Source organism: Vibrio sp. NH-UV-68 (genome assembly GCF_042940635.1).
Classification (GTDB): domain Bacteria; phylum Pseudomonadota; class Gammaproteobacteria; order Enterobacterales; family Vibrionaceae; genus Vibrio; species Vibrio pacinii.
Window position 1 is genome coordinate 2,622,970 of sequence record NZ_CP134975.1, and the last position, 12,312, is coordinate 2,635,281.

Genomic DNA, 12,312 nt, shown 5'->3' on the forward strand with positions numbered 1-12,312 from the left:
CCAGAAGCCCCTATCCGCCACAACGTGAAATCTATCACACTGCAATTTTTTATTTTTTGCTTCAAATCAAACTGCGCGTAGAGAAAACGGACATCGAGATATTGTTCTGAGTCACATTTGACTCAGATGCCGCTTTAGCTAATTACGCTATTCACTTTAGCTCATCCTGCTTCACTTGCTGCCAATACTCTTCCAATTGCTCCAATGTACAATCGTTTAATTGTCGTCCGGATTGATCGACTTTATGCTCAATTTCACGAAACCGTCGGGTAAATTTAAGATTAGCCTTAGCCAACGCAACTTCTGGGTTTTTCCCCAAATGACGGGCTAAATTGACCGTAGCAAAGAGCAAGTCCCCGACCTCAAGTTCGACTTTTTCTTCATCAGGCGTCACTTGCAATGCTTCGTCCAACACCTCTTCAATCTCTTCTTGAACCTTATCCGCAACAGGACCAATCGTCGGCCAATCAAAACCATATTTGGCGACTTTCTTTTGTATCTTTGTAGCACGTGAAAGTGCCGGTAAAGAGACTGGTATAGAGTCTAGAATACTTTGCTGCGTTTTGCCTGCTTGTGCTTTCTCTTTGGCTTTTTCCGCTTCCCAGTTAGCATTGATTTGCTCGTCGTTTTCAAACTCAACATCAGAAAAAACATGCGGATGACGACGAGTAAGCTTTTCATTCACCGTCTCAACAACCTGCGAAAAATCAAACAAGTCTTGCTCTTTAGCTAACTGGCTGTAAAAGATCACTTGAAACAACAAATCACCGAGTTCTTCTTTTAAGTTGGGCCAATCTCGATTTTGAATGGCATCCACCACCTCGTAGGTCTCTTCGATGGTGTGCGGAACGATGGTGTCAAAGGTTTGTTTTAAGTCCCAAGGGCAACCGCTTTCTGGGTCACGCAACTTCGCCATGATTTGTTCTAACTGTTCAATTGGATGACTCATTTTTTGTTCCTTTAAACCTTTCTATCTAAAGAAAAAGGTGAGCGGCCAAAACCACTCACCTTTTTATACGTTGATCAATTCTCTAAATAATTGAAGCTGTAGCTAGGCGGCAAGCGAGCGAGCGAGACTCCTGAGCATAGCTCGTCTATGTGATGGAGCGAGTGAGCGCAGGCAACAACGCTATCAGCTTCAAGTATGACGAGAATTTTAGCCGAGGCGTTTAACCGTCATGACATCCTTAATCTGCTCGACACGCTTAGACACTCGTGAGAACACTTCCAAGTTAGTGACTTCCAATCCAAAGTCCATGATGGCCAGCTGTCGACGATAATCAACTCGGTTCTTCATGCTGGTCACTTTGATCTTTTCATTGGCAAACAGCGTGGTGATATCTTTAAGTAGACCACTGCGCTCCATCGCTTCAATCCGCACCGTTAAGATGTATGATCCGACAAAACCACTGCCCCATACTGTATCAATGATACGCTCTGGCGCATGATGGCGCAGTTCCTCTAGCTGTTCACAATCACTACGGTGAACAGAGATACCTCGACCTTGAGTGATGTAACCTGAAATCTCGTCGCCAGGAATCGGCTGACAGCAACGAGCAAGGTGGGTCATTAAGTTATCGACCCCTTCAACCACGACCGCATCTTTCTTCGGACGACTGTGCGTAGGCGCTTTATTGCCCGCTTCTTGCAGTTTTTGAAGCGCTTGCTTATCTTCTTCTTCCGCTGTTGGCTTATTCACTAAAGCATTAATGTGGTTAATGATCTGGTTAATACGCAAATCACCACTGCCGATGCCAACATACAACTCGTCGGCACTATTGACGTTAAAGCGCTTCAATGCATATTGCTGAGCATCTTTAAAGGTTGCGCCAATTTTGCTCAATTCCGCTTCTAAGATCTCGCGCCCTGCTTCGAGGTTTTTCTCGCGCGATTGCTTACGGAACCATGCATTGATCTTGGCACGTGCGCGACCGGAGGTGACAAAGCCCATTGACGGGTTCAACCAGTCTCGCGAAGGGTTCGGCTCTTTGGAGGTAATGATCTCAACTTGATCGCCCATCTGCAGCTTGTGGGTAAACGGGACGATGCGCCCTGCTACCTTAGCTCCAATACAGCGATGACCCACTTCGGAGTGGATATGGTATGCAAAGTCGAGTGGCGTTGCGCCCATCGGCAAATCGACCACATCGCCGCGCGGCGTAAAGGCATAAACACGATCATCAAACACTTGGCTGCGAAGCTCATCAAGCATCTCACCCGAATCGGACATCTCTTCTTGCCAATCAAGCAGTTTACGCAACCAAGTGATTTTTTCGTCGTAGCCACTGCGACTCGCGCCACCTTCTTTGTATTTCCAGTGCGCAGCAACACCCAGTTCAGAATCTTCGTGCATGTCTTTAGTACGGATCTGAATCTCGATGGTTTTGCCTTCTGGCCCTAAGATCACGGTGTGAATCGATTGATAGCCGTTGGGTTTAGGGTTGGCAACGTAATCATCAAACTCACTTGGCAAGTGCCGATATTTGGTATGCACCATGCCCAGTGCGGCGTAGCAGTCTTGCAGTTGATCGGCAATGATACGCACCGCGCGCACGTCGAATAGCTCATCAAAATCTAAGCCCTTCTTCTGCATTTTGCGCCAAATACTGTAGATGTGTTTAGGACGACCGCTGACCTCGGCTTTGATACCTGCAGCTTTCATCTCGGCGGTTAAATCATCAACGAAGTTTTTAATGTATTGCTCACGAACAATACGGCGCTCTGAAAGCTGCTTAGCGATTTGTTTGTAGGTCTCAGGCTGTTGGTAACGAAATGCGTAATCTTCAATTTCCCACTTAAGCTGACCAATGCCCAAACGGTTAGCAAGCGGCGCATAAATATTGGCACACTCTTTTGCCGCGGCTCGGCGTACTTCGTCAGGCGCTTTTTTAACTTCAATCAGATTGCAAATACGCTCGGCGAGCTTGATCACCACGCAACGAAAATCATCGACCATCGCCAGCAACATGCGGCGCACATTGTCGACCTGGGAGGAAGCCGCGCTCCCTTCGAGAGTGATATTCAACTGACCAAGCGCAGCCATCTCTTCGACACCATCAATCAGCTTAATGGTCTCTTTGCCGAAGTCCTCTTCAAACTGTTCGCGCTCATACGCACCGCTTGCCACCAGCGGAAATAGCATCGCTGCCACTAACGTTGCTTTGTCCATTGACAGGGTGATCAGAATTTCGATCATTTCTCGGCCACGCCAAAGCAGCAGTGGACCTTGTTCGTTACCCTCTAAAATCGCTTCACCGCGTAAATAGACTTCTTTCAAACGTTTTGCTACGCCTGGCTCTTGTCCTAGGCTCGCAATCCACTTGTCTAGCTCAAACTGTTCGTCTTGGTTTAAATGTGCGCTTCTTACCGCAACCATTCTTTTCGTCCCATTATATTTTTGTGTTCGAACTGCCGCGTGATGAGACTCTCAACCGCCGCTAAAGTTCGTTTTAATCCTTTACAAAGAGTGCCATCGACTCGAGATGACTGGTATGCGGAAACATATCGAGCATACCTAATTTCTGTAACTTGTAGCCCTGACTGAGTAAGCTGAGTGAATCCCTTGCTAGGGTAGCAGGATTGCAAGAAACATACACAATTCTGCTCGCACCGAGTGTCGAAATTTGCTCAATGACCCCACTGGCTCCTGCTCGAGCTGGATCGAGTAGTATTTTATCAAATTTTTCTACCGCCCAGGGCTGACCAGCGATCCCTTGTTCTAAATTCGCCTGGTAGAACTGCGTATTATCAATCGCGTTCATCGCCGCATTCTCTTTTGCTTTGGCGACCATCGTATCTACCCCTTCAACCCCAACAACATGAGCCGCTTTCTGGGCGATCGGTAAACTGAAATTACCCAAGCCACAGAACAGATCCAGAACTCGGTCTTGAGCGGTTAGCGCGAGCCAACTCAATGCTTGTTTGACCATCGCTTGGTTAACACTTTGGTTAACTTGAATGAAATTATTCGGCTCAAACGGTATCGTCACTCCCGCCTCTAAGTAATGCGCGCGCGCTCCGGTAATATGCTCAAGCTCTTCACTGCCGGGCATTAAATAGAGCGTCGCCTGATGCTGGTTGGCAAACTGCTGCAACGATTGCAGATCTTGCTTGGCTAATGGTTTCAGATGACGCAAGACGATCACACGTGTGTTATCGCCTTTGACTAGCTCAAGGTGACCCAAATTTTCTTGATTAGAGAAGGTCTGCAGCAGTTGATACAAAGGTTCAACCAAACTATCGAGTTCGCTATCAAGTACCGGACAATGGGTGACGTTGACAATCTCATTACTGTGCTTTTTACGAAAACCAAACTCAAGAGCGCGCGTTTTTTTATTCAACTTGAGACTTATTCGAGTCCGGCGACGGTAACCTTGCTCTGGGCCCAATATAGGGGGTTCTAGGTCAACACTTTGCCCTGCAAACTTGCTCATCAGCTGGTTCAAGGTTTGTTGTTTGTATTGTTGTTGTGACTCAATGCTAAGGTGTTGCATATTACAACCGCCACACTCTTGATAACAAGCACAGACTGGTGAGACGCGCTGTTCACTGGCTTTTTGTACTTTGATCAGATTGGCGCGAGCAAACTTACTTTTACTTTCACTCAACTGGCCCAACACTTGCTCGCCCGGCAGCGCCCCTTCAATAAAGATCGGTTTTTTATTTTGGTAGGCGATTCCTGCACCATGATGGTCAAGCTTTTCAACCATAAATGATTGATGCTTAGTGTTGAGTTGATTTTTTTTCTTTGGTTGGAAAAAACGCGCCATGGTGATTGCCTGTATTTGATGGTCTAGTAGCCAGTTGCTCGAAAAGATGCTTGCGTGCTAGCTTTTGTATTTGAATCATTGTCTGAGCCGACCGAGTTGATTATGCTTAACCATTCGGCAGTCTCAGCTTTTATTGCGACTATTTTCCCATATCCACACCACGATGTTTAGACAATAATGACCAGATATGGCTTGCGCGCTCGCGTTATTACTCTCACTTTAGCTCCAACCCTGATTATTGGTTTACTTTTGAGTGCCTTTTTCTCGTTCAATCGCTACCACGACCTTGAGACTCAGGTGGTCAATTCAGGGCTGAATATCATTGAACCTTTAGCCATCGCCAGTGAAGAGGGCTTAAAAAACAACAGTCGCGAATCTGTCCGCCGCATCATTAGCTATGCACATCGTAAGAACTCTAAGTTTGTTCGCAGTATTGCCGTGTTTGATTACAACCACGAACTGTTCGTGACCTCAAACTTTCACCCTAACTTTGAGCTACTGACTTTCCCGCGTAACGAACCGATTCCTATGTTGGTGAGCTCAGAACTGGAAGGTAACACCCTAATTCTTCGCGCTCCTGTGATTGCCGAGTCGGGTTTGGTTGCGACAATAAAAGGCCAAATCGCCAACCCTGCTGTCGGTTATGTCGCAATTGAACTCGATTTATCCTCACTGCGCTTACAGCAATACCAAGAAATTTTTTCCGCTTGTTTAGTGCTTTTGATCGGCCTTGGCTTATCTGCCGTGTTTGCCTATCGCCTGATGCATGATGTCACACGGCCGATTTCACATATGAAAAACATGGTCGATCGAATTCGTCGTGGTCACCTTGATGTCCGTATCGAAGGCAAAATGCATGGTGAGCTCGATTCCCTCAAAAATGGCATCAACTCGATGGCGGTCTCTTTGTCGGAATACCATGTCGAGATGCAGCACAGTATCGATCAGGCCACTTCAGATTTGCGTGAAACCTTAGAGCAGTTAGAGATTCAAAACGTTGAGCTCGATATCGCCAAGAAACGCGCTCAAGAGGCGGCACGGGTAAAATCTGAGTTCCTTGCCAATATGTCACACGAGTTGCGCACCCCACTCAATGGCGTGATTGGTTTTACTCGTCAGTTGCTTAAAACCACGCTGACCAATAGCCAAACTGATTATCTGCAGACGATAGAGAAATCCGCCAATAACTTACTCAACATCATTAATGACATTCTGGATTTTTCTAAGCTTGAAGCAGGGAAACTGGCGCTAGAAAACATTCCTTTTGACTTCCAAACGTCATTGGAAGAAGTGGTCAATCTACAGGCCACCAGCGCCCATGAAAAAGGCCTTGAGCTGACGCTAAAGATCGACCCTAAAATTCCACCTGGCTTGGTCGGGGATCCACTCCGAATCCAGCAAGTTCTAACCAACCTGGTCGGCAACTCAATTAAATTTACCGAGCGCGGTAACATCGATATTAGCGTTGAACTGCGCTCACAACGAGACGATTCGGTTGAACTGCAGTTCATGGTGCGAGACACCGGCATTGGTATCTCTGAGCGCCAACAATCACAACTTTTCCAAGCCTTTAGTCAAGCCGATGCGAGCATTTCTCGTCGCTATGGCGGAACCGGATTAGGCTTGGTTATTACTCAGAAACTGGTCAGTCAAATGGGCGGTGAAATCAGCCTCACCAGTCGCCTGCATCAAGGGTCAACCTTCTGGTTCACCTTACGCTTAATTACCACCGACATGCCGGTGAGCGAACTGCTTGAGACGGAAGTACTTCGCCGACGTACTCTGTTGTTGGTCGAGCCGAACATGCAAGCCGCCTCGGTGATCCAGCAGACGTTGGTTCAAGAAGGATTAATTGTCACCTACCGCTCATCGCTTCCTGAAGAGACCGAGCACTATGACTATGTGTTGCTGAACTTAGCCCCCAATCGCGAGAATGACCTGACGAGTGTAGAAGCCTGGGTCGAACAGGCGCTTCGCTGCGCACCGCATGTGGTTGTCGGCACGCCAAGTACCGCGCTTGCCCTATCGGATCATCTGATTCAGAAATACCCGATCCACTGTATTACTAAACCTCTCTCGCGCATTAAGTTGTTGCAAACTCTGGCCGCCAATCAAGAGAGCATGCCGCTGCTTGAATCAACTCCGGAATACAGTGAGACGCTACCGCTGACCGTGATGGCGGTCGATGATAACCCAGCCAACCTCAAGCTCATCTGCGCGCTTTTGCAAGAGCGCGTGGAACGGGTTATCACTTGTACCAACGGCATGGATGCGGTCAACCAAGCTGAAACACAACACTTTGATATTATTTTAATGGATATCCAAATGCCGCACATGGATGGGGTGACGGCTTGTCACGCCATCAAGCAAACCGAGCTCAACGCCACTACCCCTGTGATTGCCGTGACCGCTCATGCGATGAGTGGCGAGCGTGATCGCCTATTAGGGGCGGGCATGGATGATTACCTAACGAAACCGATTGAAGAGCATGTGCTGCAGCAGGTTCTGATGCATTGGAGCCCGCATACCAAACAAGAAGAACTGGAAAAACTTGATATATCGAGCCATACGCTTGATCAAACGGCATCAGAACTCAATGACCATGCACAACGCACGCATAACACCATGATTATTGACTGGCAAGCTGCATTAAAGCAGTCGGCAAACAAACAAGATCTAGCGCGTGATATGCTGCAAATGTTGATCGACTCGATCCCAGAAGTTGATACGATCGTCGAGAGTGCATTAAAAGATGATCATGTTGATGTCGAACAGCTCATCCACCACGTGCATAAACTGCATGGCAGCAGTTCCTATTGCGGTGTACCGCGCTTGAAAAACATCTGCGCCACGATTGAAAAAGCTTTGCGCTCGGGCTCAACAATAGAAGAGGTCGAACCCGAGTTATTTGAATTACAAGATGAGATGGAAAAGGTGGTTGCCAGTGCCAAGCCGTACTTAGAAAGCTAAATGACTTATTTATTTAAAATACTGGTTGTTTAAAACACTGGTTGTCTAAAATACTCGTTATTTAAAATATTTAGCTCTCTAAAATCACCGTCGCGACCGCGTAGTGTCGTTCGTCAGAGATAGACAGGTGGATGTGCGCCACCTGTTTTTTTTCAGCGATGTCTAATGCTTTTCCGCGTAAACAGAGCACAGGTTTACCGTGCTCATCATTGCTAATTTCAAAGTCGTGGAAAGTAACGCCCAACGCTATCCCTGTTCCTAGTGCTTTTGACGCCGCCTCTTTGGCGGCAAAACGCTTAGCCAGAAAACGACCTTGTTGTTTTAACTCGGCAAATTTCGCTAACTCACTGTCGGTGAGAATACGCCTTGCAAACGGTTCACCACTGCGAGAGAGCGCTTTTTCGACACGCTCTATTTCTGCAATGTCAGTCCCTAAGCCAACGATCGCCATGCTTAACGACGCGCTTCAACCATGATGGCTTTCATGTCTGCGACCGCTTTTTCGAGACCATCAAACACAGCACGGCCAATGATAGAGTGGCCAATATTGAGCTCATATATTTCAGCAATCGCGGCAATAGGTGCAACGTTGTGGTAAGTCAAACCATGACCGGCGTTAACCGTGATGCCAAGATCGGCCGCATAACTCGCACCTGCTGCTATTCGCTTCAGCTCAGCTTGTTGCTCTTCTTCAGTTTCTGCATCAGCATAATGGCCAGTGTGTAGCTCGATAAACGGCGCACCACAGGTTTTGGCAGCATCAATTTGTTCGCGATCAGCGTCTATGAACAAAGACACTTTGATGCCCGCTTGAGTGAGCTTTTGTGTCGCAGATTTCACTTTGTCTAGATGACCGACAACATTCAAGCCACCTTCAGTAGTGAGCTCTTCACGCTTCTCTGGCACTAAACATACGTATTCAGGTTTAGTCTTCAGCGCGATCTCGACCATCTCATCGGTGACGGCCATTTCCAAGTTCATGCGTGTTTGCAATGTTTCACGCAAAATTCTCACATCACGATCTTTAATATGACGTCGATCTTCACGAAGGTGGATGGTAATGCCGTCCGCACCGGCACGTTCTGCAATCTCGGCTGCGTGCACAGGATCTGGGTACTTAGTGCCGCGTGCATTACGCAATGTCGCAATATGATCGATGTTTACACCTAGGTAAATTGAGCTCATTTTCCAATACTCCGTTTAGGAACTATAGCTTGAAAGAGTTCCCTGCTTTTTAATGGTTTGCCGCCAAGATACGGCTTTAAGGCTATACGTGTAAAGCGTTTTGCCGCTTTCAGTTGTTCTTTTGTGGTGAAACGACGCTCACTGATCGCGATCAGTTCGTCACCAACAAACGTTAAATGGTCATGACGTACCGAAGCGATAAATCCTTTTTGCTCACGATAGCGATAGGTCATTGTCGGCTCGATCGGTTCGCCGCTTCCTGCGCAGTGCAAAAAGTCAACACCGTAGCCTAATGCGCTGAGCATCGCCAGTTCAAAGCGGCGTAAAGCCGGTTCAGGATTGTCACACTGAGCAAGCTCCGTCAACGCATGTAGGTAATCATGAAACAGTGCCGGCATCGGCACTTCTGCCATTAATACTCGGCCAATCAGTTCATTGACGTACATGGCAGAATAAAGATTAATGCCAAAAAGTGGCAGGCCTAAACTAATTGGTTCAGCTTGACGCAAGGTCTTCATCGACCCATTGCCCGACCACTTCAGTAACAGCGGCGTAAAAGGTTGCAGTGCACCTTTTAAGTTTGAGCGTTTACTGCGAGCCCCTTTTGACATCAAGGTCACGCGGCCAAACTCCTCGCTAAACACATCGAGGATCAAGCTTGATTCACTGTAGGGGCGTCGATGCAGTACAAAACAGCGCTGTAGACCTTCTGAAGACATAGTACCTTCTAATCTAAAAAAGGAGCCAAACGGCTCCTTTTAACTTTCACTATGGGAGCGAAGCGAGATCGCCTCAGACTCGTTATAGATCGTCAATATAACCTAATGAACGCAGTGCTCGCTCGTCATCCGCCCAGCCAGATTTCACTTTGACCCAAGTTTCTAGATAAACTTTACGGCCAAACAACTCTTCCATATCTAGGCGTGCTTCACGACCAATCGTTTTGATCTTTTCGCCAGCTTTACCAATCACCATTTTCTTCTGGCCACTTCGTTCAACCAGAATCAATGCATTAATATGGAAGCCATCAGTATCCGGGTTGTAATCGAAACGCTCGATCTCAACGGTAACAGAATAAGGCAGCTCTTCCCCTGTGAAGCGCATCAGCTTTTCACGCACGATCTCAGAAGCCATAAAACGCTGAGAGCGGTCAGTCACGTATTCTTCTGGGAAGTGATGCGTCGCTTTAGGTAGATGCTCGCGCACATGCTTACGCAGTACGTCGATGTTCTTGCCCTGCTTAGCCGAGATAGGCACCACATCGACAAAATCCATTCTTTGCGACATCTCCATCATGTGTTGCATCACTTCATTACGATCTTGCACGTGATCGACTTTATTGACACACAACACCACTGGGAAGTTGGCTTTCTTGAGCTTGTTTAAAACCATTTCGTCGTCGTTGGTCCAATGGGTACCATCAACCAAGAAAAACACCAAGTTAACATCACTCAGCGAGGAGTTTGCCGCACGGTTCATCAAGCGGTTGATCGCACGCTTCTCTTCAATATGCAGCCCAGGTGTATCAACGTAAATCGCTTGGTAGTCGCCATCGGTCTCGACCCCCATAATACGGTGACGAGTAGTCTGAGGCTTACGAGACGTGATCGAGATCTTTTGCCCAAGAATACGGTTGAGTAGCGTCGATTTACCGACATTAGGACGACCAACGATCGCCACAAAACCACAATGTTGGTTTTCTGGTGAGCTAGTAGGCGCGTCACTCGATGAGAAAAACTCATCGATATCAAATTCGTTGTTGTCTGTTGAATCAGTCATTGGTCAATTGCTCTAATGCTATTTCTGCAGCCGCTTGTTCTGCCTTGCGGCGACTGGTGCCTTTACCAATAACAGGTTGTCCAATACCTGCTACATCACACGAAACCGTAAACTCTTGGTTATGTGCTTCACCTTTAATATTAGTCACTGTGTAAGCAGGAAGCGGCTTTCTTCGCCCCTGCAAACACTCTTGTAGGCGAGTTTTTGGATCTTTTTGCGAAACACCTGGCTTGATCGCATCAAGGCGAGTCTTGTACCAGCTCAGAATAATGCCACGCACCACTTCAATATCGCTATCTAAGTAAATGCCACCAATGATCGCTTCCACAGCATCAGCAAGGATTGAATCACGACGGAAACCGCCGCTCTTTAATTCACCTGGACCTAATTTTAAGTGATCTCCTAGCTCGAACTCTCGACCTAGTTCCGCGAGCGTATTGCCACGAACTAAAGTGGCGCGCATGCGGCTCATGTCCCCTTCATTTGCTTTCGGGAAACGGTGATAAAGATCATCAGCAACGACAAAACTTAAAATTGAATCGCCCAGAAACTCAAGACGCTCATTATGTTTTCCATTAGCGCTACGATGGGTCAGCGCTAAACTGATAAGCTCAGCATCATTAAATTGATAGCCGAGCTTTTTCTCTAGTTTTGCAATAGGAGAATTCATGCTCTCTCATTAATTTGTTTAGTTAATACCACCGATGCGGTTAAAACGCACACCAGTTGGAATCCAAGACGGTAACACGCTATCGTCACCACGTTCAAACTCAAAGCTTATCCAAATACCAACCGCTTTACCGACGAGGTTAGCTTCTGGCACAAAACCCCAGTAACGGCTATCAGCACTGTTGTCACGGTTATCACCCATCACAAAGTACTCTCCTTGAGGAACGACCCACTCGTTGACACCATTGCGCGGTTGATACAACTCAACGCGATCGCGGCGCAGTGGGTTGACCAAAATTTGGTGGCCAACGTCACCCAATTTTTCATCCAACTGAATCAGTGGAATGCCGTTTTGAATAAATGGACTCTCTTCAACATTAGACAGTTTCACGTCGCTACAGCGACTCTCGCCAGCGGATTGAATACAGATTTCTTTCTTACTGTTGTAACGAACCGTGTCGCCCGGTAAACCGACAACGCGCTTAATGTAATCAATATTAGGTTGAGGGGGGTATTTAAACACCACCACATCGCCACGTTCAGGTTTGCCAGTTTCAACCAGTTGAGTTCGCCATACCGGATCTTTCAATCCGTAAGCGTATTTTTCAACCAAGATAAAGTCACCGACAAGCAAAGTTGGCATCATTGAACCCGATGGAATCTGAAACGGTTCATAGATAAAAGAGCGCAATACCAGTACTGCGGCAATCACAGGGAAAATAGAAACACTATTTTCAATCCACCACGGCTGGGTTTTTACTTTATTGAGTGTCGCGGCATCTAAACCATGCGTCTGTGCTTCCACTTCGGCAAGCTTAGCCTGACGCTTTTTCGCAAAGACTAACTTCTCGAGCACCCACACGATACCCGTAACCAAAGTTACGATAACGAGGATCAGTGAAAATGTATTCGCCATTGACTTCCCTTATCTCAAAAATAC

General features: G+C 47.1%; 10 protein-coding genes. 1 reads left to right on the top strand and 9 read right to left on the bottom strand.

What is annotated here, in order from left to right:
- Nucleotides 1-151: 151 nt before the first annotated feature.
- From mazG to rlmD, 3 genes are all read right to left on the bottom strand, one after another.
- Nucleotides 152-949: a nucleoside triphosphate pyrophosphohydrolase gene (mazG, locus tag ViNHUV68_RS11960; protein ID WP_391088295.1), complete on the bottom strand. Its 798-nt coding sequence runs from the start codon at nt 947-949 to the stop codon at nt 152-154.
- Between the two features lie 207 nt (nt 950-1,156).
- Entirely contained in the window at nt 1,157-3,376 is a 2,220-nt protein-coding gene (gene relA, locus ViNHUV68_RS11965; RefSeq protein ID WP_038174238.1) for a GTP diphosphokinase, read from the bottom strand.
- Between the two features lie 73 nt (nt 3,377-3,449).
- Entirely contained in the window at nt 3,450-4,769 is a 1,320-nt protein-coding gene (gene rlmD / locus ViNHUV68_RS11970) for a 23S rRNA (uracil(1939)-C(5))-methyltransferase RlmD (RefSeq protein WP_391088297.1), read from the bottom strand.
- 177 nt (nt 4,770-4,946) lie between these two features.
- Between rlmD and barA the strand changes: the two genes are divergently transcribed.
- Entirely contained in the window at nt 4,947-7,739 is a 2,793-nt protein-coding gene (gene barA / locus ViNHUV68_RS11975; protein ID WP_391088299.1) for a two-component sensor histidine kinase BarA, read from the top strand.
- A 70-nt stretch (nt 7,740-7,809) separates the two neighbouring features.
- Here barA and acpS read toward each other — a convergent pair whose 3' ends face one another.
- The 6 genes from acpS to lepB form a co-directional block, all read right to left on the bottom strand.
- Nucleotides 7,810-8,190, bottom strand: a complete 381-nt coding sequence (gene acpS, locus ViNHUV68_RS11980) for a holo-ACP synthase (RefSeq protein WP_391088301.1) — start codon at nt 8,188-8,190, stop codon at nt 7,810-7,812.
- Between the two features lie 2 nt (nt 8,191-8,192).
- Entirely contained in the window at nt 8,193-8,924 is a 732-nt protein-coding gene (gene pdxJ / locus ViNHUV68_RS11985; protein ID WP_038174244.1) for a pyridoxine 5'-phosphate synthase, read from the bottom strand.
- Nucleotides 8,921-9,643, bottom strand: coding sequence for a DNA repair protein RecO (recO, locus tag ViNHUV68_RS11990; RefSeq protein ID WP_038174246.1), 723 nt, complete (start codon nt 9,641-9,643; stop codon nt 8,921-8,923). Before recO ends, pdxJ begins: the two co-directional genes overlap by 4 nt.
- Nucleotides 9,644-9,725: 82 nt before the next feature.
- Complete coding sequence (gene era, locus ViNHUV68_RS11995; protein WP_038174247.1) at nt 9,726-10,703, bottom strand: GTPase Era; 978 nt, start codon at nt 10,701-10,703, stop codon at nt 9,726-9,728.
- The gene (rnc, locus tag ViNHUV68_RS12000) at nt 10,696-11,373 is read right to left on the bottom strand and encodes a ribonuclease III (protein ID WP_038174249.1); all 678 of its coding nucleotides are present in this window, start codon (nt 11,371-11,373) and stop codon (nt 10,696-10,698) included. Before rnc ends, era begins: the two co-directional genes overlap by 8 nt.
- Nucleotides 11,374-11,391: 18 nt before the next feature.
- Complete coding sequence (gene lepB, locus ViNHUV68_RS12005) at nt 11,392-12,288, bottom strand: signal peptidase I (RefSeq protein ID WP_391088304.1); 897 nt, start codon at nt 12,286-12,288, stop codon at nt 11,392-11,394.
- Nucleotides 12,289-12,312: the final 24 nt, after the last annotated feature.